Raw genomic sequence first — 26,000 nt, 5'->3', positions numbered from 1 at the left:
CTCCTATCTCTATGGACAAACTGATCACTGCCCAACGTGCACTGGCCGGCATCGCCGACGGCGCGACGCTCGCCGTCGGTGGATTCGGCCTGTGCGGCATCCCCGCGACGCTCATCGAGACGCTGCACCAGGTCGGTACCACCGACCTGCGCGTGGTGTCGAACAACTGCGGCGTCGAGGACTGGGGGCTCGGCCTGCTATTGGCCGCCGGCCGGATCAGCCGGGTCACCGCCTCCTACGTGGGCGAAAACAAGGAGTTCGCCCGTCAGTACCTTGCCGGGGAGCTCGAGGTCGAGCTATCTCCGCAGGGCTCGCTGGCCGAGCGGCTTCGCGCGGGCGGGTGCGGCATACCCGCGTTCTATACCCCGGCCGGAGTGGGTACCCAGATCGCCGACGGCGGGCTCCCGTGGCGCTACGCCGCCGACGGCTCGGTCGCCGTCGCATCGCCACCGAAGGAGGTCCGCGAGTTCCACGGCACCTCCTACGTGTTGGAGGAAGCCATCGTCGCCGACCACGGCCTCGTCGCCGCGGCGAAAGGCGACCGGCACGGCAACCTCGTGTTCACCAAGGCTGCACAGAACTTCAACCCGCTGTGCGCCATGGCTGGCCGCGTCGCCGTCGCCGAGGTCGAGGAAGTGGTGGAACCCGGCGAACTCGACCCCGCCGACATCCACCTACCGGGAGTGTTTGTGCAGCACGTCGTGCACGCGCCGGGCATCGACAAGCGCGTCGAGAAGACCACCATCACGGAGACAGTCAAATGACTCTGACACGCACCCAGATGGCCGCCCGGGCAGCAGCCGAACTGCGCGACGGCGAGTACGTCAACCTCGGCATCGGCCTACCCACACTGATTCCCGCCTACCTGACCGACGATGTGCACGTCGTGCTGCACAGCGAGAACGGAATCCTCGGCACCGGCCCGTACCCCGCCCCGGACGGAGTCGACCCCGACCTGATCAACGCCGGCAAGGAGACCGTCACCGTCCGACCCGGCGCCTCCTACTTCGACTCCGCGTTCTCGTTCGGCATGATCCGCGGTCAGAACCTCGACGTCGCCGTTCTCGGCGCGATGCAGGTCTCCGAGCAGGGCGACCTATCCAACTGGGCCGTTCCCGGCAAGCTCATTAAAGGCATGGGTGGGGCGATGGATCTCGTACACGGCGCACGCCGGGTCATCGCCCTGATGGAACACACCGCGAAAGACGGCTCACCAAAGATCCTGCGCAAGAACACGCTGCCCTACACCGGGCTGTCGGTGGTGAACCGGATCATCACCGACCTCGCCGTCATCGACGTCACCGAACGCGGACTCCTCCTGCTCGAGACCGCCCCCGGCGTGACCGAGGACGAGGTGCGGGCGGCGACCGGCGCCCCGCTGACCGTAGCGGCGCCGACCTGACCGACCCTCGCCGCTCCTGCGGCCAGGACCTGACCATATCCGTCACTCCGTGCATTGACCCGATCCGGCCTTCAACCGGCCCACCACGACCGCACGGCCGACCGACCACGAAAGCGAGACTGCGATGACCACGCCGACATCGGCTGACCCCGTACGGAGCGAAACGCCCGTGCTCGACAGCACCGTCGATCCGGCTTCGGAGTCCTATGCGCGGTATGCCGAGCACCACGGTTCGCTCGTCGAAGACCTGAACTCCCGGCTCGTGCAGGTGCGACTGGGAGGTTCGGAGAAGTCCCGCGCCCGTCACGTCGAGCGGGGAAAACTCCTGCCGCGTGACCGCGTCGACGCGCTGCTCGATCGTGGGTCGCCGTTCCTTGAACTGTCCACACTGGCCGCCCATGGGCTCTACGACGACGAAGCGCCGTCGGCGGGCATCATCGCCGGTGTCGGCAGAGTCAACGGCCGCGAGTGCGTCATCGTCGCCAATGACGCCACGGTCAAGGGCGGCACCTACTACCCGATGACGGTGAAAAAACACCTTCGGGCGCAGGAAGTCGCGCTGCACAACAACCTGCCGTGCCTCTACCTGGTCGACTCCGGTGGCGCCTTCCTGCCTCGCCAGGACGAGGTGTTTCCCGACCGTGAGCATTTCGGGCGAATATTCTACAACCAGGCCACCATGTCCGCGCGCGGCATCCCACAGATCGCAGCCGTGCTCGGTTCCTGCACCGCGGGCGGCGCCTACGTGCCCGCGATGAGCGACGAGGCCGTGATCGTGCGCGAACAGGGCACCATCTTCCTCGGCGGCCCGCCGCTGGTGAAGGCCGCGACGGGGGCCGAGGTCAGTGCCGAGGAACTCGGCGGCGGGGAACTGCACGCACGTACCTCCGGGGTTACCGATCACCTCGCCACCGATGACGCCGATGCGCTGCGCATCGTGCGCTCCATCGTCAGCACCTTCGGCCCGCGCGAGTCGCGGCCGTGGGAGGTCGCACCGGTCGAGGAACCGGTCGCGGACCCCGATCAGCTCTATGGCGTGGTGCCGACCGACAGCCGCACTCCGTACGACGTCCGGGAAGTGATCGCCCGCGTCGTCGATGGCAGCAGATTTTCGGAGTTCAAGGCGAACTACGGCCAGACCCTGGTCACCGGATTCGCGCGGATCCACGGCCATCCGGTGGGGATCGTGGCCAACAACGGCATCCTGTTCGGCGAGTCGGCACTCAAAGGTGCGCACTTCATCGAACTCTGTGACCGGCGCAGCATCCCGTTGGTGTTTCTGCAGAATATCTCCGGGTTCATGGTCGGCAAGGACTACGAAGCAGGTGGCATCGCCAAACACGGCGCGAAGATGGTCACCGCCGTGGCCTGTGCGCGGGTGCCGAAGTTCACCGTCGTCATCGGCGGCTCGTTCGGCGCGGGGAACTACTCCATGTGCGGTCGGGCGTACTCACCGCGATTCCTGTGGATGTGGCCGAACGCCCGTATCTCGGTGATGGGGGGTGAGCAGGCCGCGTCGGTGTTGTCGACCGTGCGCCGCGACCAGTACGAGGCTCGTGGCGAGGCCTGGTCGGACGAGGACGAGGAAGCGTTCAAGCAGCCGGTGCGCGACCAGTACGAAGAACAGGGCCACCCGTATTACTCGACCGCTCGGCTGTGGGACGACGGGGTGATCGACCCGAAGCAGACTCGCAGCGTCCTCGGACTGGCGCTCGCTGCTTCGGCGAACGCGCCCCTGGAACCCATCAACAACGGCGTCTTCCGGATGTGACGGGCACCGAGGACGCGAAAAGGAGGACGACAGTGCAACATTTCGACACGGTGCTCGTAGCCAACCGGGGAGAGATCGCGGTGCGCGTGATCCGCACACTGCGCCGCCTGGGGATTCGCTCCGTCGCTGTGCACAGCGACGCTGATGCTGGCGCGCTTCATGTCGCCGAAGCCGACACGGCGGTGCGCATCGGTCCGCGCAGTGCCGCCGAGAGCTACCTGTCCATCGAGCGGATCCTCGACGCGGCCCGGAGAACCGGAGCGCAGGCCGTGCACCCCGGCTACGGCTTCCTGTCCGAGAACTCCACGTTCGCCAGGGCGTGCGCGGAGGCCGGCGTCGTGTTCATCGGCCCGCCCGCAGAGGCGATCGAGGCGATGGGCGACAAGATCCGCGCGAAGCAGACCGTACGCGCCGAGGGCGTCCCGCTCGTCCCCGGCAGCAGCGATGGCGGGATGTCCGACGATGAGGTGCGCAAGGCAGCGATCGACGCGGGCTTTCCGGTGCTGCTCAAGCCCTCCGCGGGCGGTGGTGGTAAGGGCATGCGCCTGGTCGAGGACGAGTCGACGCTGGATGAGCAGATCGCCTCTGCCCGCCGGGAGGCTCGGGCTGCGTTCGGAGATGACACGCTGTTGGTCGAGCGGTTCGTCACCAACCCCCGCCACATCGAGGTGCAGGTGCTGGCCGACACGCACGGCAACGTCGTGCACCTCGGCGAGCGCGAGTGCAGCCTCCAGCGCCGACACCAGAAGATCATTGAAGAGGCGCCGTCCGCACTGCTGGACCAGGCAACGCGGGATCGGATCGGTACCGCTGCGGCAGGCGCGGCGAAGTCATGCGGATACGTGGGTGCGGGAACTGTCGAGTTCATCGTCTCTGCCGACAAGCCCGACGAATTCTTCTTCATGGAGATGAACACGCGGCTTCAGGTGGAGCACCCGGTCACCGAGCTTGCGGCCTCGATTGCAGGTAGCTCGGGTATCGACCTGGTCGAGTGGCAGGTCAAGGTCGCTTCGGGGCAGCCGCTGCCGTTCGAGCAGAAAGACATTTCGCTCGTTGGGCACGCGGTGGAAGCTCGCGTCTACGCCGAGGACCCGACCAGGGGATTCCTGCCGACAGGCGGGACCGTGCTGCTGGCGCACGAGCCCGCGGGTGAGGGTGTGCGGGTGGACTCCGGCATCCAGCAAGGCAGCGAGATCAGCTCGGACTACGACCCGATGCTCGCCAAGGTCATCGGGTCGGGGGCGACGCGCCAGGACGCGCTGCGCAAGCTGGACTCCGCGCTCGGTGATACGGCGATCCTGGGTGTCGCTACGAACATCACCTTCCTACGAACGTTGTTGGCTCATCCCGATGTTCGGCAAGGAACGCTGGACACCGGCCTGGTCGAGCGAGATCTGGAGCAGCTGACCGCCGAGCACGGCATTTCCGACGACGTCTACGTCGCGGCGGCGATGGAGCGTTTGGTCGCGTCGGAACCAGCTGGTCCTCGGATCGACCCGTGGGATGTCCCCGGCGGCTGGCGGCTCGGCGAACCGGCGTGGAATACCTGGCGCTTCGCCGGTGGTGACGGTGAGGTGACCGTGCGAGTGTGCGGGCGGGCGCGCGATGCGGAGGTCGTCGTGGATACCCCGGCTGGCGTCAGCGGCAGCGCCTCCGCCTCTGCTCGGCTGGACGGCGGCACCTTGACCGTCACGCACCAAGGCCAGAGCCGCAGCTACCGTCATGCGCGCGTCGACGGCACCACCTGGCTTGCCGCAGGTGGCCGGGCGTGGGCCCTCACCGAGCATCGGCTGCTCGTCGACCAGAGCTCCGCCTCCGGTCGCTCGGACGGTTCGGTGACCAGTCCGATGCCCGGTACGATACTCGTCGCTGAGGCCGAACCCGGGCAGGAGGTCCGCACCGGGCAACGGCTCTTCGTCGTCGAGGCGATGAAGATGGAGCACACCGTTACCGCGCCCGTCGACGGCGTCATCACTGAAGTCAAAGTCCGGGTAGGACAGGCACTCAAATTCGACCAGACCATGGCCGTGATCAAGGACTCGGTGGAGTCCGAAGCGTGCTGAGGGGTGCATCGGCACTGGAAAACATCCTGGTCCAAAACTCAATGTGGATCGGAAACACACTACTAAGGCGGCGTAGTGCTCTTTTCGTCGCAATGGCCGCTGACGCGGCCTACTGGTGACGGCTACGCCGATCGATTCAACGGAGCGATGCATGACCTTGTCGACTCAGTCGATGGTAGAAGTGCGCACCCACGAGCGCCTCGTCGAGCTCGTCCTGAACAGGCCCCGAGCGCACAACGCGTTGAGCACCGAGATGGCGCAGCAGCTCATCCGGGCTTGTGAGACGGCGGTGCGCGAACGCGCCCGTGCAGTGGTGCTCACTTCGGCTGGCGAGAAGGCGTTCTGCGTCGGTGCGGACCTCAAGGAGCGCAACGGTTTCACCGACGACGACCTGATGCGACAGCGGATCGTTTTTCGGAAGGCGTTCCAAGCCGTGCTCGAGCTCCCTATGCCAGCCGTCGCCGCCGTGCACGGCTATGCGCTGGGCGGTGGATTCGAGATCGCCTTGTCGTGCGACCTCATGGTCGCGGACGAGAGCGCGGTGTTCGGGCTCCCCGAAGTGCGCGTCGGCCTCGTGCCGGGCGGCGGCGGCACCCAGCTGCTGAGTCGTCGGATCGGCAGCACCAGGGCGTCGGACCTGATCTTCACCGGCCGCCGGATCGACATCGAGGAAGCCGAACGATGGGGCGTGGTGGAGCGCCGGTGCGTGGCCGGACAAGTCCGTGAGCAGGCACTGGAGCTGGCCGCGGCGATCGCGGAGAACTCGCCGACGGCCGTGGCGAACGCGAAGCACGCGCTCACCACGGGCAAGCACCTGCCGCTGCCGGCGGCGATGGACGTTGAGGATGCGGCCTGGCGGGCCACGGCACTCTCCGACGACCGGCGAGAAGGCATCGCCGCCTTCAACGCCAAGCGGAGCCCGAACTGGAAAGACTGAGCTCGCACGCAGATCCGGAAGTCGAGCAAGACCAATGAAGGCACTTCGTGATGAGGAGTCGCGACATGAACCACACTACGGAGGCCTCTGTGATCGTGGCCGGGGCGCGTACGCCGATGGGACGCCTGCTCGGCTCGCTGAAGGACGTCTCGGGTGCCCAGCTCGGTGGTGTGGCGATCAAGGCCGCGCTGGAACGCGCGGGAGTGCAGCCCGACCAGGTGCAGTACACGATCATGGGTCAGGTGCTGACCGCGGGCGTGGGGCAGATTCCCGCTCGCCAGGCCGCGGCCTCGGCCGGCATTCCGATGGACGTTCCCGCGTTGACCATCAACAAGGTGTGCCTGTCCGGGCTGGATGCGATCGCGCTGGCCGATCAGCAGATCCGGGCCGGTGAGTTCGACGTCGTGGTGGCCGGTGGCCAGGAGTCGATGACCCAGGCGCCGCACCTGCTCGGCAAGTCGCGCGAGGGATTCAAGTACGGCGATGTGCAGATGCTCGACCACATGGCCCACGACGGTCTGTTCTGCGTGTTCGACCAGGTCGCGATGGGATCTTCCACCGAGAAGCACAACTTTCGGCACGGCCTGACCCGCGAGGAGCAGGACTCCTTCGCCGCGCGCTCGCACCAGCGTGCGGGAGCGGCGGCCTCTGGTGGTGTCTTCGCCGAGGAAATCACGCCGGTCACCGTGCCCCAGCGCAAGGGCGAGCCGGTGGTGGTGGACACCGACGAGGGCGTGCGCGCCGACACGACTGCGGAAGGGTTGGGCAAGCTTCGCCCGGCCTTCGCGGCGGACGGCACGATCACCGCCGGGTCGGCCTCGCAGATCTCCGACGGCGCGGCTGCGGTCGTGGTCATGAGCAAGGCCAAGGCGCAGGAGCTCGGTGTGTCGTGGCTGGCCGAGGTCGGCCCGCACGGTGTGGTCGCCGGCCCGGACTCGAGCCTGCACGAGCAGCCTTCGAACGCGATCAAAGCCGCCTGCGCGCGGGAGCACACCGCTCCGGACGAGCTGGATCTGGTCGAGATCAACGAGGCCTTCGCCGCGGTCGGGATCGTGTCCACCCGCGCACTCGGCCTCGACGAGGGCCGGGTCAATGTCAACGGCGGAGCGATCGCACTGGGGCACCCGATCGGCATGTCGGGCGCACGTCTGGCTCTGCACCTGGCATTGGAGTTGAAGCGCCGGGGTGGCGGCAGTGGTGCTGCGGCGCTGTGCGGTGGCGGCGGGCAGGGCGACGCCCTGTTGCTGCGGGTTCCGCGGATCTGAGGTTCCAGATAGAGGATTACCCGGGGCGCGAGGAACATTCGAATGAAAAGTGGCGGTTGTACTGTCCGTGACTACCGCAGATAATCACCAACTATCTGCGGTACCTGCCCACAGTCTTCAGTGCACCAACAGACCGAGTCTCGGGGCTGCTGAAGGAAACTGTGACAGTGGTTTAGGCCGCCTGGCTGGCGGTGTGGCTCATGATGGTTTCGTACTCGGTGGGGGTCAAGCGGCCGAGGCGGGTTTGGCGTCGGCGGCGGTGGTAGGTGCGTTCGATCCAGGTGACGATCGCGACCCGGAGCTCTTCCCGGGTGGCCCACCTGCGGCGATCGAGCACATTGCGTTGCAGGAGACTGAAAAGCTCTCCATCGCAGCGTTGTCACCGGCCGAGCCGACCTGACCCATCGAGCCGCGCATGTGGTGGCGCCACAACGCTTGTTGCAACTTCTTGCTGCGAAACTGGTGCTGATCCGGTGTTGGTGATCGTTGCGAACGCAGGGGGCCCTATGTGGTTGGTCAAGCTGCGGCGGTGGTGGGAACGGGTTCGGGGTGTCTGTAGTGGGTGTGGTTGCGGAGCATGGCGAATAGGACGTCGCAGCGTCGTCGGGCGAGGCAGATGAGGGCGGCGTTGTGTTTCTTGCCCTCGGCTCTTTTCCGGTCGTAGTAGGTCCTGCTGGTGGGGTCGTGCAGGGCGGCGAAGGCGGCCAGGAAGAACGCGCGTTTGAGCTTGCGGTTGCCGGTGCGGGCGGGGTGTTCGCCCTTGATTGATGAGCCGGATTTGTGGGTGAATCGTCCCGAGTTCAGTAGAGGCTCGTCGCTGGGTCGCGCGACCAGGCTGGCCAGGTCGCCTTGTTCGTACAGGGTCTCGAACTCGGTCGGAGGCCGGCAGCTGCAGGCCTCGTGGAGCCGTTGGTTATTGTACCACTCCACCCAGGCGGCGGTGGCTTTTTCGAATTCTCGTTTATCGTGCCACGGCCCCTGCGGTTTTATCAACTCAGTCTTGTATAGTCCGATCATCGATTCGGCGAGTGCGTTATCAAGCGCGTCACCAACCGTCCCGACCGAGGCGTCAATTCCGGCATCGATGAGATGTTGGGTGAAGCGGAAAGACGTATACTGCTTGGGTTCAATCGGTCGTTGCAACACCGGGCTGTTCGAGGGAGCGTAACTGTTCTTCGAAAACCTCTGTAGGGGTCTTCCACCCGAGGACCTTCCGCGGCCGGTTGTTGAGAGCGAGAGCAACGGCTTCGAGGTCTTCGGCTGACCATCGCGATAGGTCAGTGCCCTTGGGGAAATATTGGCGTAGCAGGCCGTTGGTGTTCTCGTTTGTCGGCCGTTGCCAGGGTGAGTGCGGATCAGCGAAGTACACTCGTGTGCCTGTCGCAAGAGCGAACGCGGCATGCCCCGACATCTCCTTGCCACGATCCCACGTGATCGTCTCGCGCAACTGCTCTGGCAACGTCGTGATCGAGGCGGCCAGGGCGTTGTTCATCGCGACAGCTCCGTACCCGCCGAGCGAAGGGCCGTTCTTCACCACCGGCATCTCGCCCCACCCGTCTTGTCTCGGCAGATGAACCAGGATGGTCGAGCGACTCGAGCGCTCCACGAGCGTGCCTACCGCGGATCGGTCTGTGCCGATGATCAGATCGCCTTCCCCATGCCCCGGTACCGCTCGGTCATCGGCTTCCGCGGGACGCTTCGACAGCACGACATCCTCGGTGACGTGCCCATATGGTTTGTTCCGTCCGCGTTCGCGCGGCTTGCGCAACGCTCTGCCGGTGCGCAAGTAGGTGACGAGTTCGCGCTTGAGTGCGCCGCGAGCTTCGATGAACAGCGCTTGGTAGATCGCCTCGTGGCTGATGCGCAGGGACTCATCATCGGGGAAGTCGATCGTCATCCGATGCGAGATCTGTTCCGGACTCCACGACAACCCCCACCGCCTGTCGGCCCGGTGGGGCTTGTTGAGCTTCGTCCACGGCGGTGTCTCCGGACCTTCCACGGCGCTCCCATCCGGCCGGCGCACCTTCCCCTCGAGACGCTCCGCGACATACTCGCGCAGAGCCCCGTTCGTCGCCAACTTCGCCACCTTGGGGCGCTTCGCGGCCTGTTGCGCCTTCCACTGAGCGACCGTGACACGGTACTCCTGTCTACCTGCACGGGTAGCGGCATTACGACGCAACTCGCGCGAGATCGTCCCGGGATCTCGGCCGATCTGGCGGGCGATCTCTCTGAGGCCCTTCTCCTGGGCACGAAGGATCGCGATCTCCTCACGCTCGGCGAACGACAGATATCGGCCCGAGGGCTCATCCAGCGAGATCGGCGGCATGCCGCCAGCGTGACGAAACCACCGTGTCCCAACCGGAACCGACACACCGACCCGGAGCGCCGCCTCCGCCGACGTGATGCCCGTCGCGATCAGCTGCCAGAACTGGCGCTGGACCGCGCGCGACGGATCAGGACGTCCGGGCGAACGCATCGCGGGCCGAAGCGCCCGATCCGCACGCCACTGCCGCCGGACCCCTTCAGACGCATCGCTGGTCTTCTTGTCCCAGTCTATCGTCGCCACCCCTGAACACCTCCACGATCAAGGTGTTGCGACGACCAGTTGAACTCGCTCTGACTCCCGGAGTCCGAATGATGCACGAGCTTGAACCCGCCATCTAAATACCGGTAGTCTCGTTCGTGTAGGCCTTGCTCGATGGTGTCCAGAACAAGGACGGTTTCCTTGGACCTGCTCGCCTTCCAACCGACGATTGTGCGGGAGAACACGTCGATGGCAAATGCCACATAGCGGTGCCGGCCCACGTGGCCACGTGCGTGAAGTCGGCGACCCATAAGCGGTTCGGCGCTCCGGCCGTGAACTGACGTTTCACCAGGTCAGCTGCACGCACACCGTCTCTGTCCTGCACCGTGGTGCGCACCGTCTTTCCGCGGCGGGCCCCGGCCAGGCCGAGCCGTCGCATCAGCCGCTCGACCCAGCAACGACCGATCTGAATGCCCTCGCGATGCAGTTGCCGCCACATTTTCCGTGCGCCATACACCGAATAGTTCTCCTCAAAGACCCGCGTGATTTCTTTCATGAGTTCCTCATCGCGCACCTCGCGCACCTCGCGCACCTCGCGCACCTCGCGCACCTCGCGCGCCGATTTCGGGCGCGACAACGCGGCATAGTAGGTGGACGGGGCGATCTTCATGCCGAATTCGGTCAGCACGGCACAGATCGGCTCGACCCTGAACCGGTCCTTGTGTTCCGTGATGAACGTTGCGAGCGTGGCGGTCGAGGGTCGAGCTCCCTCGCGAAGAAAGCCGACGCGGCCTTGAGAATCTCATTCGATCGCCGCAGCTCGGCATTCTCCCGGTGCAGCCGCTTCAGTTCGGCCGATTCCTCGCTCGAGACACCCGGCCGTTGTCCCGCATCGACCTCGGCCTGCCGTAACCACTTGCGCAGCGTCTCCGACGACACGTTCACCTTCGCCGCGATCGAGCAGATCGCCTCCCACTGCGAGTCATACTCAGACTGGCACTCCCGTACCAGCGCTACCGCACGCTCCCGCATCTCTCGCGAGTACCTCTTCGCCGCCATGATCTCCATCCTTCACTCAAGGACAGAGCCTCCATCAACCCCGGGGCGGTTCACCCACCCACGCACTCAACGCCGCCTTGAACGCCACCGCTATGCCCACCCACACCGTCGAGGCAACGGAGCCCTGGCCCGTCGACGTCCGGCGAGCACTGTCAGCACCAGACTGAGTCCGTGCTTGAACGGTGCTCGTGAGGAGGGCATGTGGAGACCGCACGTCGACCACGCTGCCCGCGGCAGACGTGCGGAGCCGCCCCTCTTGCCTCAGTGCTTACGTGATGAGTGAGAACGCCCGCGGGGAGTACCGGGGATCAATGGGTCGTGGGTACGAATCCCGCGGTTCCGCCCAGAACCTTCGGCCCGGCCACAGCTTGGCGGGATCACTCCAGCCTGAAATGGCCGTCGGCGTGGCCTCGTTCCTCAACTCCCGAGCGGCCCTGGGCACGGTTGGCGGCATTCTTCAGATACGGCGCTGGAGTCGGGCGCGGCTTGTCCATGGTTCTGTCCATGAACTGGCTCCGCCCGGTGCCCAAGGTGCGACGATGCAGCCGATGGTCCGCTGCGCTGCCTGCGGTTTCTACTCCTGACGGGTGATTTTGCGGGCTCATAATCCTTTGGCCGTCGGTTCAAGTCCGACCCGGCCCACCCTTGTGACCTGCAGGTTCGATCGATCGTCCAGCTGGGTTCCGACTCTTGGGTGCGGGTTTGGGTCAGGAGTGGTGTCAGGGTATGGCTCGCACCCGTTCCGGAGGTCGTCAGCACGGTCGCATCGAGCGGCGCGGCGACAGTGTTCGTGTTGTCGTGTTCGCCGGGACTGATCCGGTGACGGGGCGGCGGACGCAGCTGCGCGAGAAGATCAACGGCACGGACGATGCGGCGTGGCGGAAGGCCGAGAACACGCTGACGCAGTTGCGGGCCAAGGTGCTCAAGCAGCGGTCGACAGCGTCGACGGTGCGGTTCGGCTATGCGGTGGATGAGTGGTTGCGGACCGTCGACATCGAGCAGAGCACCCGCGACAGTTATGTCGGCTGATGTGCTGCGATGGGAAGCCGTTCGTCGGGAAGCACAAGGCCGACGGGGAGCATGACTGTGTTGCCGCGGGCTACGTGGCCCATGAGTGCAAGCCGATGGCGGCCTCGACCGTGCGGCAGCTTCACTCGATCATCGGCAGCGTGCTGAATGCGGCGGTGCGGTGGGAGTGGATCGAGAGCAATCCAGCCAAGAACGCCCAGCGGCCGAAACTGCGCCCGCCGGATCCCCAGCCCCCGACGCCGGCTGACGCGGCTCGGCTGGTGGAGGCCGCGTTCGAACTGGGCGAAGACTGGGGAACCCTCGTGTGACTGGTGATGACCACGGGCATGCGGCGGGCGGAGGTCGCCGGGTTGCGTTGGTCGCGCGTCGACCTGCATGCCGAGACCGTCGAGATCCGCCACACCTATGTGCAGAGCAAGGGTCGGGGGCTGGAGAAGGACACGAAGACGCATCAGATGCGCCGTGTCGCCCTCGACTCGGAGACGGTCACGCTGTTGTGCGCGCACAAGGAGAACTGTCGCGACGAGCTCGCCGAGGTGGGCATGGAACTTACTGAAGACATGTTCGTGTTCATGGGGGCGCGCAGTGCCGATGCGACCACGCCGTATCCGCCGGACGCGATCTCCCGCCGGTACAAGCGCATGGCGGCACGCCTGAACCCACCGGTCAACACCCACATCCACGCACTCCGCCACTTCTCGGCAACCGAACTGTTGAGTGCCGGCGTCGACCTCCGCACGGTCGCCGGCCGCTTGGGTCACGGCGCGGGAGGAGCGACGACGCTCCGCGTGTACGCGGCGTGGGTGGCCGCGAGTGACCGAAAGGCAGCCGAGATCCTGGGTTCTCGACTGCCGAAGCGCAAGTTGGGGCACTAGACGCGGTGGGCAGCGACGGCGTCGGTGTAGAGCTGTTCGGCCTGTGCGGCTGCGGCTGGGTCGAGGTCGGTGACGAGCGCGACGAGGACGTCGATGACGGCGAGGTGGACCAGACGGCTGGCGGTGGCTTCGAGGCCGTGGAGTTCGGTGGCGCCGGCGACGATTGCCTGGTTGCAGAGTTCGGTGAATGGCGAGCGGTGGTAGCTGGTGAGGCCGATGGTCAGGGCACCGGCGTCCCTGGCCGCACGGAGCGCGGTCAGGGTCTCCTGGGTCTGGCCGGTGTGGCTGATGGCCAGGCAGCAGCAGTCGGTGCCGAGCATGCGGGCGGCCAGGTGCTGTTGGTGTGGGTCGGTCAACACCTCGGTGTGCACGCCGAGGGTGCGTAGCCGGTGCCCGGCGTCCATGGCGATCGGTGCGGAGGATCCGACACCTGCGACGAGTACACGGGCGGCGCGGCGTAGCTCGCGCGCGATCCGGAGGAGGGTGGCGTGTTCGAGCGTGGCGGGAAGTTGCTCGAGTCCGGTGACCGCTGACCGCAGAACTGTCTCGATGGTGTTGGCCGGGGCGCTGTCGGTGTGCGGGCGGGCAGTCGCGGGCGTCGCAGATTCGGCGGCGAGGCGGAGCTTGAGGTCGTGGAAGCCCTTGAGGTCGATGTCCTGGCAGAAGCGCACGACGCTGCCGACCGAGGTGCCGGTGCGGTCGGCCAGGTCGGTGACGGTCAGGCTCACGATCTCGGCGGGGGCGGCGAGGACCGCGTCGCCGATGCGGGCCGCGGTGGGCGAGAGACTGGGGCGTAGCGCCCGGATCCGGGCGCTGATCGGCCCGGCCAGCTTGGGTTCGGGGCGGTGATCGAGCGCGGGTCGAGCGGTTACGGAGCGGTCCATGGCGTCACTTTAGGCCAGCCAGGAAGCCACATTTCATCTGTTCCATATTTTGTGGACGGAAGTTCCATCCATCGTTCAGATTCAGTCCGATCTCCGTTTTCGGGGCGGCCCTAGCTTCTGGTAATTATGATGACAAGCAGCGCAGAAGGTGTTCTGACCACCCATACGGGCAGCCTGCCGCGCCCGGGCGAGCTGGCCGAGTTGATGGTCGCGCGTGAGAGCGGTATCGCGAACGAAGAGTCGTTGGCCCGGCTTCCGGGGTTGGTCCGCGACGCGACCCAGCAGGTCCTAACGCGCCAGGGTGAGATCGGGATCGATGTCGGCAGCGATGGTGAACAGGGCAAGATCGGCTACGCGACGTACGTGAAGGAGCGAATGTCGGGCTTCGACGGTGAAGCCGGAGCCCTCTCTCTGGCCGACCTCGACGACTATCCGGAGATCACCGCGCAGGCTTTGGACGGGCTGGTGACCGCGACACCGTCGTGCATCGGGCCCGTTCGCTACACCGGCGGTGAGGCTCTGGCCCAGGAGCTCAAGGAGCTCCGTGAGGCGGTGGATTCGGCAGGTGACGGGGCGCCGTCGGAGGTCGTGGTGACCGCGGCGTCGCCGGGGGTAATCGCGGCCTATCTCGCCGACCAGTACTACGGCTCGCACGAGGCCTATCTCGGGGCGCTGGCCGAGGCGATGCGCACCGAGTACGAGGCCATCGTCGCCGCGGGATTCGTACTGCAGATCGACTGCCCGGACCTGGCCATGGGCCGCCACGCCCAGTACGCCGGTGCCACCGTCGCGCAGTTCCGTCACGCTATCGCTGGGCACATCGAGGCCCTCAACGTCGCCACCGCGGGGATCGATCCGGACCGGATGCGAATGCACCTGTGCTGGGGCAACTACGAGTCCCCGCACCACCGCGACGTCGACCTGGGCGACATCGTCGACATCGTCATGACCGGGCGACCCCGCGGGGTCCTGATGGAGGCCGCGAATCCTCGGCACGCCCACGAGTGGCAGGTGTTCGAGGACTACTCACTGCCCGCGGACAAGATCCTCGTCCCGGGAGTGATCGACACCTGCAGCAACTACATCGAGCACCCGCAGCTGGTCGCCGAGCGCATCGTGCGCTATGCCCGCACCGTCGGGGTCGAGCGCGTCATCGCCGGCACCGACTGCGGTTTCTCCACCTTCGCCTCGTTCCTGCCCGTGCACCCGCGGATCGCCTGGGCCAAGCTCGGTTCCCTGGTCGAGGGAGCCCGCCTGGCCACCGAGCAGCTGCGCGCTCCGCGCGGGTCGTCGCGCGCGGTGGAGTTCAGCGCATGAGCACCATCGAGGCCCGGACGGGGGCGGGCAGTGGCGCGATGCGGGTGCTGTGCGTCGGCGACGTCGTTGGCGAGGAGGCTGCGGACTGGCTCGCGGACCGGGTTCCGCAGCTGCGCGACGAGCACGGCCTGGACTGGGTCGTGGTCAACGCCGAGAACTGCGCGGTTACCGGCTCGAATCCGATGGACGGATTCGGGATGACCGTCGAGATCATCGACAAGCTCCTCGACGCCGGCGTCGACGCCATCACCGGTGGCAACCACTCCTGGGACGGCCCGGACGTCGACAAGCTCCTCGCCTACCCGCAGGTCGTTCGACCACTCAATCTCGACGAGGACCGGGGTCAAGGCCTGCTCACCCTGCGCGGCGGCGAGACCACCCTGACTGTGATCAACCTGCTCTCACCCACCGCGGAGCTGCCCGGCATGGCCGCGCCCACGCCGAGACCGTTGTGGCCGTCCTGGTGCCAGATCACCGCCGAACACGACCTGCCCGGCGCCGTGGTAATCGACCTACATGGCGAGTCCCCGTGGGAGAAGGCCTCCTTCGCCGCCGCGATCGATGGCCAGGTCGCCGGCGTGGTCGGCACCCACACTCACGACCCGACCTTGCGCGGGCACGTACTGTCCGGCGGAACCGGGTACGTCGCCGAGCTGGGGATGACCGGCCGGCTGGGCCATACCGGGGGCGGTTTCGACCCGATGCACTTCGTCGCGAAACTACGCGGCGAGGACCACACCGCCCTGCCCGCCTACACCCTTGCCGAAGGCCCACTGGCCCTTGGCGCGGTCGTCATGGACATCGATGCGACCGGAGCGACCACGGCGATCACCCGCATCAGCTGACGTGACACCGCCAGGAGGACAGATGACCAACACCCCGTCGCACCCTCGCCGCCGGGAGCGACGCGGCGGCGGGGTCCGTCGTTGACGGGAAGCGCGGCGCAATGGTGAACGTCGGCTCGTGCGATACGGCGAGGTTGGTGGTGATGTTGAGCGGACCGCGGAGCTCAACCTGCTACCCCGCGGTTGTCGGGCCGGTTTCGTGCAGAGATGCCATGTCCCGGGTAACGTACCGGAGCGGGAGCTGGACTCGGTCGATCCTGCTGCAGAGCGGAGCGAGACAGCCGGCGCGAAGACGGACGTGCTGTGGGTTGGTGTCGTACCGACGGTAGGACTCCTCGTCCTCGAAATCGACAGTCGGAGCGAAGGTAGCCCTGTCGTCGCGAATCCCCATGTCCAGTCCGGTCGCAGGCGGTCCGTCATCGGGAAACGAGCATGGGCACCGCCTGGTTCGACCGCAGCGCGGTGGCGCGGACCGTGGGTCAGGCCCGGGGCGCGCCGGCGGTCAGCAGGTAGAGGAACACGGTGACGCTGAAGCCGCCGACGATGGCGGTGAGCCACCGGTTCCGAACGCGGAGGGTCCGCTGATCCTGCACGCGGCGTGAGCGCCGGCCGCCGAACCACGCGACTGTGCCCGCAGTGGCGATGGCGGCGATCGCGATGCCGACGCGTGGAACCGTCAGGGGTTCGTGCGGTCGGACGAGAATAAGAATGCCGTTGGCGAGGAACGCCGCCGCGGTGCGTTCCCATGAGAGCTCCGTGCGTTCTGGTTGGAGTCCTGGGCGGTCGGGTGCGGGCCGGGGCATCAGGTCGAGGAGGCGAGCATGACGAGTCCGAGAATGGTTGCAGCGCTGGCCAGGAGGGTGACGGACAATATTTGCGGCAGCCGAGTTTCAGGCAGAGCGGCGTCTCGGCGCATGGCTGCTTGCACCCGTCGCCACCGCCGCAGCGCGATCACTGGAATAGCGCCGCCCGAAGCTGCCAGGGCTGCGCCGAACAGTTGTCGCACGGTGGCGAGTGCTGGCTCGGGAATGAGTTGGACCACGGCTATACCACCGGCGGTGAGTGCGAGTGCGGTGCGGCACCAGGCCAGGAAGGTCCGTTCGTTGGCGAGGGTGAACCGGTAGTCGGGCTCGTCGTCGGCCTGCTCAGCGGCGTCGTTTCCGTTTGTCACGACTGCACCGCCGGGCTGCGGAGCATCTTGCCGGGATTGAGGATGTGGTCCGGATCGAACAAATCCGTGAGCTGCCGATGATGCTGGGAGGCCACCGGATCGAGCTCGCGTTCGAGGAGAGCTGCCTTCAAGAGCCCGACGCCGTGTTCTCCGGTGACAGTCCCGCCCAGCTGTAGCGCGCTCTCGGCGATCTCCTCGAACACGCGGTGCGCCGCGGCTGTCGACGCGGCATCGTTGGGGTCGACGATCCTCGTCGCGAGGGCGGAGATGGGAACGGCTATGTCGTCCACCAGGGTCGGGCCGGGCGCTTCTGGCGCGGGGTACGCGAGCCTTCGCGCCTGGATGAGCTGTCGGGACTCCTCCTCGTCCTCGCCGACGACGACATCGACGGCGCCGGCGTCTCGGCACGCTTGTGCGATGGCGTCGAGTTCCGCGGGCGTACGCGTGCCGGCATCGGTCGCGATGTTCCCGCCAATCGTCGAGGAATCCCAGCTGGACGGGTCCGTCCCGGGAGGCAGTGTCGCGAGCAGGTCTGCAACGGTATCGCTGGGCGCGGTCGTCGAGATCCGTGGTTGTTCCATCACTGAGTGTGCACCTTCGCCTTGGCGGGCAGGGTCGCCGACGTGGTTCGCGCGGCGCGGCGCCGTAGGTAGAGCAACGACACCAGAGTCAGCAGACAGCCCGCGGTCAGATACAGCGCGACACTCCAGTACGCGCCGCCGCTGGCCCGCATCAGCACGCTGGAGACGAACGGGGCGAGACCGCCGCCGAGAACGGCGCCGAGCGAATAACCGAGTGACACTCCGCTGTAGGCGACCTTGGTCGGGAACAGTTCGACCAGGAATGCCGCCATGGGACCGAACAATGCCGACGAACCGATGAACCCGGCGACCACGGCCGCGGTCACGACGCTGTGCTCCGTGGTGTCGAGAAGCGCGAAGAAGGGGAACGGGTAGAGCACGCAGAACACGGCGCCACAGAGCATCACGCGCATCCGGCCTAGGCGGTCCGACAGCCGGGCGAAAAACAGGATGCTCACAAGCATCGCCCCGGCGCCGTACAGCGTATTGCCGAGCATGAACTGACGGTCGAGTCCAAGGTACTCGGTTCCGTAGGACAATGTGTATGCTAAAAGCACCCAGATAAGCGCGTTGAAACCAACGTTCACACCGATGGCCGTCAGCACGAGACGCCAGGAGTTGCGGAGCACATCGATCATCGGAGACCGCGAATGGTGACCCGTTTCCTTGGCCTTCTCGAACTCCGGCGACTCCGCCACCGTCATACGGATGATGATGCCGACCCCGAGTAGCACGAAGCTGATCAGAAAAGGAATTCGCCATCCCCACGTCAGGAACGCATCCCCCGTCGCGGCCATGGTGACCGCCACGGCTCCGGCGGCGAGCAGCGTTCCGCCTGGACTCCCCAGGAATGCCCAGCTTCCGTACCACCCCTTGCGGTGAGCAGGGGCGTGTTCGACGGCCATGAGCAACGCACCGCCCTGTTCGCCGCCGTGGAACAGGCCCTGGAACAGACGCAACGCAACGAGCAGTGTTGGCGCCCACAGTCCGACCGATGAATGGCTGGGCAGTATGCCGATGAGCGTGGTGCACCCACCTGCGCCCATGAGTGCGATGACGAGAATATTTTTGCGGCCGAGCTTGTCGCCGAAGTGGCCGAAAATGACGGCGCCGAGCGGTCGTGCGAGGAATCCCACGGCGAGGGTGGCGAAGGAGAAGACAGTGCCGAGCGATGCAGGCACGCCCGCGAAGAAAACACTGCTGAAGACGAGTGCGGACGCGACACCGTAGATCTGAAAGTCGTACGCCTCGATCGTGGTGCCGACGGCGCTGCCCAGTGCCGCTTTCCGGACTGCTCGGAACCGTGCAGGATCGGTGGTGGTTCCGAAAGACATGAGAACACCTTTGTTCAGAGTTGTTCGCGGTGCAGCGGCAGGCTCAGGACCTGCCAGCCGGAGAGTGGGTCGTGAGCGGGGTGGCCGGCACGGCATCGATGCCGCCGTGTTCTTCGACGCGACGTCGTTGTTGTGCTCGGATACGGGAGTCGACCTCGACCGGATTGCAGATCGCCAGCAGTTCCTTGCGGCACTGTTGGAGCTGGTCCAGGTCCCGTCGGTTCGGCGGTTTCGATCCGGTGTCCCAGCTGGCGGCTTCGCTGCCGGTGTGGGGCGAAGCATTGTCGTAGTCTCCGGTGCGATGAACGTAACGACCGGTGGCCATGGCCGCGCGGGACGGAACACGGATCGGCGAGTTGCAGTGGGCCGCATCGAAGGTGGTTCTGCGGGCGGCGAGAGCATCGATGTGCGGCGTGTGAACCTCGGTGCTGCCGTACGAACTCGCTGCGTGCGGGGCATGTTGGTCTGACATGAGGAGCAGGACGTTCGGCGTCACGACGTTGTTCGCCTTTCGTCATCGGCGCTGGGGCTGCTGTCAGCGCAGCTTAGGTACGCGGTGCGATAGCGTCCAATTGTTGTATTTTCTAGGTTTGATAGCTTCACGCTATCTACGGGTACGTAAGCCTTGCCGTTGACTCGTGTTGTGGGAAGAACGCTGCGTTGCTCACCATGACGTCATGCCAGGCGGAGTTGTCCCGCGTGGATCCGTGATCCATCGAAGGAACCGTGACGAATCAGTGCTGTGGCGGCTCTGTCGGAGGCCGTGGGGACGGCGGCGACTCCGGCCCTATGTGGAGGACCCCGCGCTCCACACGCGGTCAGGTTTCGGTCCATGGGGGTACGTTCGACCTGGGCGATCACTTCAATGAGGGCCACCCGGCCGACGGGGAAGCGCCCGTCCACCCGTGACCTTGAGGTCCTTCCGAATGGATGCCACGGCGGTGACCAATGCGGCGTTCGCGACGTTCGTCAAGGACACGGGTTACGTGACGGCTACCTCACGACGGCACCAGTGACGACCTTCCGGCCCAACGGGTATCGGGTGGCCAGGCCTCGCCACTGTTTGAGATGGCAATAGCGGCGTTCGATCATGTTGCGGTGCCGGTATTCGGCGGTGTCGAGCCGGGCGGGCCGGCCGCCGCGTGATCTGCGGTTCTTGCGGTGCTCTCTCCGAGCGGATGGGGTCATTCCAGCTGGCGCGAAGCCGTATGTCGTCTTGCCGGTTACCGTCCGCCGTCGGTGTGGTGCCGTACCGGGCAGCGGGGTCATGCCGGTTGTCGATCGCACTCAGGATGCCAATTGTGCATCCTGGGGCGACGTATCGCGCCGGACGAACCACCAGGCGCTATCCTCCGACCTCGTCCGATAACCAGCCGCGGATCCTCTGTCCGCTCGCCGCGCACCAATGTCTGGAGCCTCGTTGCCGAAGGTTCCTGACGCTCGCAGAACCAGCCGTGCGCCGGTCGATGCGCTGCTGACGCTTCTCGACCAGGACAGCGATGGCACCGGGACACGCCCCGGTCGGGTCGCCCGTATAAGGGCACTGGCTGACGTATCAGGCGCGGGCGAGGTCGATCGCCGTCCATGCCATCGCGGTGGCGCCGTCGAGCACGGCCTTGTCGGCGGCCTGGGTGATGCAGGCCGCAGTGAACTCGGGTTGATGGTTCACTGCGGGCAGGCAGTCCAGCCCCAGCATCGGGTGGATAGTGGGCACGACGTGGGAGACATTGCCCATGTCGGTTGCTGCGCCGGCCGGCGAGCCGCCGGACAAGTCCGGGAAGGTACGCCCGAGCGCCTCGGCGTTGGCCCGGTACATGTTGAGCATGGTCGCGTCGGGCCGCAGGTCGGCGTAGTCCAGGGAGATCGGTGTGGTGGTCAGTTCGCATCCGGTGGCCAGAGCTCCGGCCTCGAAGCAGTTGTGCACGCGCTGCTTGAGCTGGGAGAGGGCTTCCAGGGTGGACGATCGGACGATCCACCCTCCGCGGCTTGCGTCGGGGATGATGTTCGCCGCAGTGCCGGCCTCCGTGACGATGCCGGCGATGCGGTCGTCCGGGCCAGTCTGTTGGCGCAGAAGTCCGACTGCGACCTGCGCGACGGTCATCGCATCGGCGGCGTTGACGCCGTGCTGCGGATATGCCCCCGCATGCGCGGGTTTCCCGCGGTAGGCGACCTCGAACTGCGAGACGGCAAGGCCGGGCATGGCGGCCGTCTCCACTGCGCCGGGATGGACCATCATTGCCGCGTCCATCCCCTCGAACGCGCCGCGTTCGAGCATGAGGATCTTGCCTCCACCGCCCTCCTCCGCCGGGGTGCCGAGGACGGTCACCGTCAGCCCCAGGTCGTCGGCAAGCCCGCAGAGCGCCGATCCGGCCCCGACCGCGGCGGCCGCGATGATGTTGTGGCCGCAGGCGTGGCCCATATCGGGGAGGGCGTCGTACTCGGCGCAGATCCCGATGTGCAGTGGACCCGTTCCGGCGGTCGCGCGGACGGCGGTGGGAAGGCCGTAGCAGCCGTGCTCCACCTCGAAACCGGCCACGGTCAGAGCCTCCGCCACCCACGCGCTCGCCCGCTCCTCCTCGAATGCGAGTTCCGGGTGGGCGTGGATGCGATGGGAAAGCTCGATCAGCCGGTCGCGCCGAGCGCCGACCGCGTCGGCGGCGTACTGCTTGGTGTCGGCCGTCATGCGTCCTCCGTCGGTGCAGTGTGGATGGAAGCTGGGCGGGTGGCCGCGTCGTAGGCGGCTCGGGACCCGGTGGCGCCCATGCCGCTGTCGCCGGCCGGTTCGTACACCATCTCGGGACCGCCGCCCTGCCACTGGTTCACCCACACGACCCCGGCGGGGATGCGTCGAGCGGCGACCATGTGCTCGGGGTCGGCGGTGTACACGGTGGCGGCGAGCCCCAAGCGCGTCTTGGCCGCTTCTGCCAGTCCTTCCTCGAAGGAGGACACAACCATTACCGGGGCGAGGGGGCCGAAGGTCTCCTCGTTCATGACCAGCATGGAGTCGTCCACGTCGGTGAGGACGGTGGCGGGGTAGAAGAAGCCCTTGCCACCCAGCTCCTTCCCGCCAGTGCGGACGGTCGCGCCGCGTTCGACCGCGTCGGCGACATGGCGTGCCACGATGGCGCGTTGCCGCTGGTCCACCAGCGGGCCCAGAACGGTGGTCTCGTCGCGCCCGTCTCCGAGGGTGTACGTCCCCGCGACGTCCACGAGGGCGTTGATGAACTCCTCAGCGATGTCGTGGTGCACGTAGATGCGTTCCATGGACGTGCAGATCTGGCCGGAGTTGGCGAACGCGCCGAACGCGACCGCGGCGGCGGTCGCGGCCGGGTCGACGCCCGCGTCGACGACGACGGGGTCCTTTCCGCCGAGTTCGAGGATCGAGCGGTGCAGCAGCGCTCCGCTCTCCCGGCCGACCTCCCGGCCTGCCTCGACCGAGCCGGTGAAGTGCACCAGTCCGATCTGCTCGTCGGCAACGAGCGGGACACCGGCCCGGGAGTCGCCGTGCACCAGGTTGACCGTCCCGGGTGGCAGATCGGCCAGCTCCAGCAGCCGCGCCGCCGACATCGGCGATCGCTCGGACGGCTTGATCACGACGGTGTTGCCCGCGGCGAGCAGCGGGCCGATCGCGCCGAGCGTCATGGGCACCGGGAAGTTCCAGGAGACGATGACGGCGGCGGCTCCGAGCGGATGGCGCAGGAGCGTGGTGCTGCTCCCGGCCGGCCCGGCAACCGTCTTGTCGAACGGGTAGTCCAGGGCCTCGGCCACGACGGTCTTGAACAGCTGCGCGGCGGCGCCGATGAAGCCGGTGCCGAGGGAGACGGGTTTGCCCATCTCGCGACACTCGATCTCCGCCAGCTCGGGTGCGTGCTCGGCGACGGTGTCTGCCCACCTGGTCAACCGGGCTACGCGTTCCGCCACGGGTAGCGCCGCCCAGGCGGGCTGTGCTTCGACAGCCGCTCCCACTGCCTGGCGGACGTCCTCAGGTGATCCGCTGGGGCCACGGGCCGTGATCTCCTCGGTGGCGGGGTCGATCACGTCGTGGAACGCCTCGCCGCGGGTGTCGCGCCAGTGTCCGCCGATCAGGTTCTGCAGGGTCTTCACAGGGTGTGCTCCTTCGCCGTGTCGGCGGATGGTCAGCCGAGACGGTCGGCCATCAGTTCGCCGAGCATGATCGATGCCACGTTGGTGTTGGCCCGCGGGACGGACGGGAAGATCGATGCGTCAACCACGCGAAGCCCCTCGACCCCGCGTACGCGGCAGGAGGGGTCGACCACTGCGGAGTCGTCCTCGGCCGCTCCCATTCGGCACGTGCTGGTGCCGTGCTGGGCGTCCACCGCGGTCGCCAGCAGGTGGTCGTCGAGTTCCGCATCGTTGTCCAGCACCGCGAACAGATCGCTGTTGGCGTCCTCGACCGACCCGTCGACGACGGTCGCGGCCTCGGGACCGCGGGCCAGCTCCGCCAGGGAGCGGACACCGTCGCGCAGTCGGGCGAGGTCGCGGCCGTCCGACAGCATCCGCTCCCGGACTTCGGGCTGCGCCTGCGGGTCGGTGGAGGTCAGCGTCAGCACTCCGCGCGAGTGGTTGTGGTTGAGCCACACCCCGAAGCCGCCTATCGGCGACCGCGTGTCAGCGCTGGCCATGGACAGCACGTTCATGTTCAGTGACACCAACATCATGTCGTGAGAGGCGGCGCCGGGCGCACCGCTGCTGTAGCGGACACAGACGTTGGTGTGGCGGTCGTCGTCGGTCTTGATCGCGGCCTCCGCGGTCAGCGGCAGCCCGACGACCATCATCGGATGGTCCTGCATACCGCGGCCGACCGGGAGGTCCGCCAGGACCGCGAGACCGAGGCGGCGCAGGTCCGCAGCCGGGCCGATGCCCGAGCGCAACAGAATCGCCGGTGAGTGGACCACACCGGCGCTGAGCACGATCTCGTCGGCGTACTCGGTCGTCGCCGCGCCGCCGGTGATCACGCGGACGCCGACGGCCCGGCCGCCCTCGACGACGACCCGGTCGACCAGCGCGTCGCCGCGGACGGAGAGCCCGGCCAGCGACCGAACCGGTTCGAGGTAGCCGTCGTTGACCGTGACCCGGCGGCCGCCGCGCGAGTTGATCGGGTACGGCGAGACTCCGGCCGCGCCGGGCGCGTTCACGTCCGGCGCCCAGGGGTGCCCGGCCGCCTGGGCTGCCGCTGACAGTGCGCCGTCCACCCCGCCCCACCGTTCTTGCGGCGTCCGGAAGATCGGCGTCGGTCCCCCGCGCCCGTGGTAGGGCTCGTCCCCGAACTCCTCGTCGTCCTCGAGCTTGGCGAAGTAGGGCAGGACGTCCTCGGGCGACCAGCCGGCGCATCCGGCGGCGGCCCAGTCCTCGAAGTCTTCCATCGGCGGGCGAATGGCGATCTGCCCGTTGATCGCCGAACTGCCGCCCGCGCCCCGGCCGCGCCAGTACGGTGCCTGGGGCTGCTTGTCCGTCCGAGCCGAGTTGACGCCCTCCCAGACCAGGCCCGCCACGGCGGTGGGATCCATCAGCGCGCGGGCGGGGTTCGGCGACCGCCACGCCTCGGGCAGCTGCGCCGTCCGGTAGTCGGGGCCGGCCTCCAGGAGCAGGACGCGCTTGCCGCGCTCGGCCGAGCGAGCCGCCAGGGCCGCGCCCGCGGAGCCCGCTCCTACGACGATGATGTCCCAGCCCGGGTCTGTCACGGTGAACCTCCTGTGTTCGGATCAGGAGTACGAGCCCGGGGATCTCCGGACCGTTGCTGGACCGTATACTTTCCCCCCGCGTGACGTTCAGTCAATAGTGAATTTTCATTTCTGATTGACCGATTGGAGTTTCGGTGGTGTCCAGCCGTGCCGGCGACGGTCCTCCCGACGATGCCAACTCTCTGATCGACGACTTCGGTCTGTACATCGGGCGCGCAATGGGCTGGCCGCCGATGGCCGGGCGTGCCGCGGGGGTGCTGATGCTCAGCGAGAGCCCCATGACGATGACGCAGCTCCAAGATGCTCTTCATGCGAGCAAGGGCTCGATGTCCGAGACGACGCGGCTGCTGGTGTTGAGCGGGACCGTCCGGCGTTTCAAGGAACCGGGGTCTCGCCGGTACGTGTACGAGTGGCGCGACGATGCCTGGATCGGCTGCTTGCAGCACCAGATCCAGGGAACGAGCGATCTGCTGGCACTGGCGGAGAACGCGCAGGCACGAGACGCGGCGCTGCCCGAGCGGCAGCGCGCACGTCTACGCGATATGCAGGAGTTCTACACCTTCATGGTGCAGCGCCTCGAAACGCTCCTCGGTGAGTACAGGGCGCTCCGCGAGCACGGCGACCCTGACCAAGTAGGTGCTCGAGGTCGCGCTGCGGGGGGAGAGGGCGGAGAACCTGCGCGGTGAGGTCGGATACCCCTGCATCGTCGGCTGCGACGGCCGCAAGGGGCTTGCAACACTCCCGGATTCGAGCTCGGAAACGGCCGTTCCTCCACGCGAACTCAGTCGGCCGACCGGTGGTTGGTGTCGTCCTCGAAGATCAGGAAGGTGCGGGTGCCGAGCACGCCGGGGATGGCTTGCAGTTGCTCGAGTACGACGCGGCGGAGTGCGTCGTTGTCGGCTGCTCTGATCAGGAGGATCACGTCGAACTCGCCGCCGGTCAACGCCATGTGACGGACCTCGGGGATGGCACGTAGCCGGTCCTTCAGGTCGCGCCAGCTGTTCTGTCGGACGGTCAGGGTGACGTAGGCCGAGGTGGTCAGTCCGAGTTTCGTCGGGTCCACAGTGGCCGTGAATCCGGTGATGACGCCGTTCTGCACGAGCCGTTCGAGGCGTGTGTAGGCGTTGGCGCGGGAAATGGAGACCCGTTCGGCGAGTGCTCGGCCGGACAACCGGCCGTCGGCTTGTAGTTCGGCGACGATGCGGCGGTCTGTCTCATCGATGTCGGTGTCCAATGGTCTC

At 67.0% G+C, this 26,000-nt stretch carries 27 protein-coding genes and 3 pseudogenes; 13 read left to right on the top strand and 17 right to left on the bottom strand.

Going from position 1 to position 26,000, the window contains the following annotated elements:
• Window positions 1–11 precede the first annotated feature (11 nt).
• From LY41_RS20750 to LY41_RS20725, 6 genes are all read left to right on the top strand, one after another.
• Window positions 12–764 carry a CoA transferase subunit A gene (locus tag LY41_RS20750; protein WP_253865857.1) on the top strand — a complete coding sequence of 251 codons (753 nt, stop codon included), beginning with the start codon at window positions 12–14 and terminating at the stop codon, window positions 762–764.
• Complete coding sequence (locus LY41_RS20745; protein WP_253865856.1) at window positions 761–1,402, top strand: 3-oxoacid CoA-transferase subunit B; 642 nt, start codon at window positions 761–763, stop codon at window positions 1,400–1,402. Before LY41_RS20750 ends, LY41_RS20745 begins: the two co-directional genes overlap by 4 nt.
• A gap of 124 nt (window positions 1,403–1,526) precedes the next feature.
• Window positions 1,527–3,173: a carboxyl transferase domain-containing protein gene (locus LY41_RS20740; RefSeq protein WP_253865855.1), complete on the top strand. Its 1,647-nt coding sequence runs from the start codon at window positions 1,527–1,529 to the stop codon at window positions 3,171–3,173.
• Window positions 3,170–5,236 carry an ATP-binding protein gene (locus tag LY41_RS20735; protein ID WP_253865854.1) on the top strand — a complete coding sequence of 689 codons (2,067 nt, stop codon included), beginning with the start codon at window positions 3,170–3,172 and terminating at the stop codon, window positions 5,234–5,236. Before LY41_RS20740 ends, LY41_RS20735 begins: the two co-directional genes overlap by 4 nt.
• 151 nt (window positions 5,237–5,387) lie before the next feature.
• Window positions 5,388–6,173, top strand: a complete 786-nt coding sequence (locus LY41_RS20730; protein ID WP_253865853.1) for an enoyl-CoA hydratase/isomerase family protein — start codon at window positions 5,388–5,390, stop codon at window positions 6,171–6,173.
• Between the two features lie 65 nt (window positions 6,174–6,238).
• Entirely contained in the window at window positions 6,239–7,438 is a 1,200-nt protein-coding gene (locus tag LY41_RS20725; RefSeq protein ID WP_253865852.1) for an acetyl-CoA C-acetyltransferase, read from the top strand.
• A 172-nt stretch (window positions 7,439–7,610) separates the two neighbouring features.
• Here the strand turns inward: LY41_RS20725 and LY41_RS20720 are convergent.
• The 7 genes and pseudogenes from LY41_RS20720 to LY41_RS20695 all read right to left on the bottom strand — a co-directional run.
• Window positions 7,611–7,900 (bottom strand): annotated as a pseudogene (locus LY41_RS20720) (integrase core domain-containing protein); the annotation flags it as partial.
• Window positions 7,901–7,954: 54 nt separating this feature from the next.
• Window positions 7,955–8,224: pseudogene (locus LY41_RS20715) on the bottom strand (transposase); the annotation flags it as partial.
• Window positions 8,225–8,326: 102 nt separating this feature from the next.
• Window positions 8,327–8,584: pseudogene (locus LY41_RS23730) on the bottom strand (integrase core domain-containing protein); the annotation flags it as partial.
• Window positions 8,565–9,914 (bottom strand): IS30 family transposase, encoded by a 1,350-nt coding sequence (locus LY41_RS20705; RefSeq protein WP_425563728.1) that lies wholly within the window; start codon window positions 9,912–9,914, stop codon window positions 8,565–8,567. The pseudogene LY41_RS23730 and the gene LY41_RS20705, both read right to left, overlap by 20 nt.
• A gap of 77 nt (window positions 9,915–9,991) precedes the next feature.
• Window positions 9,992–10,192 carry a hypothetical protein gene (locus LY41_RS24125; RefSeq protein WP_372493328.1) on the bottom strand — a complete coding sequence of 67 codons (201 nt, stop codon included), beginning with the start codon at window positions 10,190–10,192 and terminating at the stop codon, window positions 9,992–9,994.
• Window positions 10,099–10,650 (bottom strand): IS3 family transposase, encoded by a 552-nt coding sequence (locus LY41_RS20700; RefSeq protein ID WP_253865851.1) that lies wholly within the window; start codon window positions 10,648–10,650, stop codon window positions 10,099–10,101. Before LY41_RS20700 ends, LY41_RS24125 begins: the two co-directional genes overlap by 94 nt.
• Window positions 10,644–11,021 carry a transposase gene (locus LY41_RS20695; RefSeq protein ID WP_253865850.1) on the bottom strand — a complete coding sequence of 126 codons (378 nt, stop codon included), beginning with the start codon at window positions 11,019–11,021 and terminating at the stop codon, window positions 10,644–10,646. Before LY41_RS20695 ends, LY41_RS20700 begins: the two co-directional genes overlap by 7 nt.
• A gap of 726 nt (window positions 11,022–11,747) precedes the next feature.
• Between LY41_RS20695 and LY41_RS20690 the strand changes: the two genes are divergently transcribed.
• The 3 genes from LY41_RS20690 (at window position 11,748) to LY41_RS20680 (ending at window position 12,925) form a co-directional block, all read left to right on the top strand.
• Entirely contained in the window at window positions 11,748–12,050 is a 303-nt protein-coding gene (locus tag LY41_RS20690) for a hypothetical protein (protein ID WP_253865849.1), read from the top strand.
• A gap of 95 nt (window positions 12,051–12,145) precedes the next feature.
• On the top strand, window positions 12,146–12,358 hold the full coding sequence (locus tag LY41_RS20685) for a site-specific integrase (RefSeq protein ID WP_253865848.1): 213 nt from the start codon (window positions 12,146–12,148) through the stop codon (window positions 12,356–12,358).
• A 6-nt stretch (window positions 12,359–12,364) separates the two neighbouring features.
• Window positions 12,365–12,925, top strand: coding sequence for a site-specific integrase (locus tag LY41_RS20680; protein WP_253865847.1), 561 nt, complete (start codon window positions 12,365–12,367; stop codon window positions 12,923–12,925).
• Here LY41_RS20680 and LY41_RS20675 read toward each other — a convergent pair.
• Window positions 12,922–13,809, bottom strand: coding sequence for a MurR/RpiR family transcriptional regulator (locus LY41_RS20675; protein ID WP_253865846.1), 888 nt, complete (start codon window positions 13,807–13,809; stop codon window positions 12,922–12,924). The two genes, LY41_RS20680 and LY41_RS20675, sit on opposite strands and share 4 nt — an antisense overlap.
• Before the next feature lie 129 nt (window positions 13,810–13,938).
• On the opposite strand from LY41_RS20675, the gene LY41_RS20670 reads away from it, so the two are divergent.
• Window positions 13,939–15,126 (top strand): cobalamin-independent methionine synthase II family protein, encoded by a 1,188-nt coding sequence (locus LY41_RS20670; RefSeq protein WP_253865845.1) that lies wholly within the window; start codon window positions 13,939–13,941, stop codon window positions 15,124–15,126.
• Window positions 15,123–15,971 (top strand): YmdB family metallophosphoesterase, encoded by an 849-nt coding sequence (locus LY41_RS20665; protein WP_253865844.1) that lies wholly within the window; start codon window positions 15,123–15,125, stop codon window positions 15,969–15,971. Before LY41_RS20670 ends, LY41_RS20665 begins: the two co-directional genes overlap by 4 nt.
• A gap of 479 nt (window positions 15,972–16,450) precedes the next feature.
• Here the strand turns inward: LY41_RS20665 and LY41_RS20660 are convergent, their stop codons facing one another.
• The 5 genes from LY41_RS20660 to LY41_RS20640 are packed head-to-tail and all read right to left on the bottom strand — an operon-like array spanning window position 16,451 to window position 19,553.
• Window positions 16,451–16,774 (bottom strand): DUF202 domain-containing protein, encoded by a 324-nt coding sequence (locus LY41_RS20660; protein WP_253865843.1) that lies wholly within the window; start codon window positions 16,772–16,774, stop codon window positions 16,451–16,453.
• Window positions 16,774–17,142 carry a YidH family protein gene (locus tag LY41_RS20655; protein WP_253865842.1) on the bottom strand — a complete coding sequence of 123 codons (369 nt, stop codon included), beginning with the start codon at window positions 17,140–17,142 and terminating at the stop codon, window positions 16,774–16,776. Before LY41_RS20655 ends, LY41_RS20660 begins: the two co-directional genes overlap by 1 nt.
• Window positions 17,139–17,723: an FAD-linked oxidase C-terminal domain-containing protein gene (locus LY41_RS20650; RefSeq protein WP_253865841.1), complete on the bottom strand. Its 585-nt coding sequence runs from the start codon at window positions 17,721–17,723 to the stop codon at window positions 17,139–17,141. Before LY41_RS20650 ends, LY41_RS20655 begins: the two co-directional genes overlap by 4 nt.
• Window positions 17,723–19,057 carry an MFS transporter gene (locus tag LY41_RS20645; protein WP_253865840.1) on the bottom strand — a complete coding sequence of 445 codons (1,335 nt, stop codon included), beginning with the start codon at window positions 19,055–19,057 and terminating at the stop codon, window positions 17,723–17,725. Before LY41_RS20645 ends, LY41_RS20650 begins: the two co-directional genes overlap by 1 nt.
• 43 nt (window positions 19,058–19,100) lie before the next feature.
• Window positions 19,101–19,553, bottom strand: a complete 453-nt coding sequence (locus LY41_RS20640) for a sulfatase-like hydrolase/transferase (RefSeq protein ID WP_308292286.1) — start codon at window positions 19,551–19,553, stop codon at window positions 19,101–19,103.
• A gap of 430 nt (window positions 19,554–19,983) precedes the next feature.
• Between LY41_RS20640 and LY41_RS20635 the strand changes: the two genes are divergently transcribed.
• On the top strand, window positions 19,984–20,073 hold the full coding sequence (locus LY41_RS20635) for a formylglycine-generating enzyme family protein (protein ID WP_253865838.1): 90 nt from the start codon (window positions 19,984–19,986) through the stop codon (window positions 20,071–20,073).
• Window positions 20,074–20,612: 539 nt separating this feature from the next.
• Here LY41_RS20635 and LY41_RS20630 read toward each other — a convergent pair.
• Genes LY41_RS20630 through LY41_RS23945 form a run of 3 tightly spaced genes read right to left on the bottom strand, consistent with a single transcriptional unit; the run spans window position 20,613 to window position 24,759 of the window.
• Window positions 20,613–21,740 (bottom strand): M20 family metallopeptidase, encoded by a 1,128-nt coding sequence (locus tag LY41_RS20630; RefSeq protein ID WP_253865837.1) that lies wholly within the window; start codon window positions 21,738–21,740, stop codon window positions 20,613–20,615.
• Window positions 21,737–23,161, bottom strand: coding sequence for an aldehyde dehydrogenase family protein (locus LY41_RS20625; protein ID WP_253865836.1), 1,425 nt, complete (start codon window positions 23,159–23,161; stop codon window positions 21,737–21,739). The genes LY41_RS20630 and LY41_RS20625 overlap by 4 nt, the downstream gene beginning before the upstream one ends.
• 32 nt (window positions 23,162–23,193) lie before the next feature.
• Window positions 23,194–24,759, bottom strand: a complete 1,566-nt coding sequence (locus LY41_RS23945) for a GMC family oxidoreductase (RefSeq protein ID WP_253865835.1) — start codon at window positions 24,757–24,759, stop codon at window positions 23,194–23,196.
• A gap of 137 nt (window positions 24,760–24,896) precedes the next feature.
• Here LY41_RS23945 and LY41_RS20615 point away from each other — a divergent pair, with 137 nt between their 5' ends.
• Window positions 24,897–25,445 (top strand): GbsR/MarR family transcriptional regulator, encoded by a 549-nt coding sequence (locus tag LY41_RS20615; protein ID WP_253865834.1) that lies wholly within the window; start codon window positions 24,897–24,899, stop codon window positions 25,443–25,445.
• A gap of 95 nt (window positions 25,446–25,540) precedes the next feature.
• On the opposite strand, the gene LY41_RS20610 is transcribed toward LY41_RS20615, so the two are convergent.
• Window positions 25,541–25,993 (bottom strand): Lrp/AsnC family transcriptional regulator, encoded by a 453-nt coding sequence (locus LY41_RS20610; protein ID WP_253865833.1) that lies wholly within the window; start codon window positions 25,991–25,993, stop codon window positions 25,541–25,543.
• Window positions 25,994–26,000 lie beyond the last annotated feature (7 nt).

Source organism: Prauserella halophila (assembly GCF_024171895.1).
GTDB classification, from domain to species: Bacteria; Actinomycetota; Actinomycetes; order Mycobacteriales; family Pseudonocardiaceae; genus Prauserella; species Prauserella halophila.
Note: the sequence above shows the minus strand (reverse complement) of the source record. Positions and strands in the feature narration are given on the sequence as shown.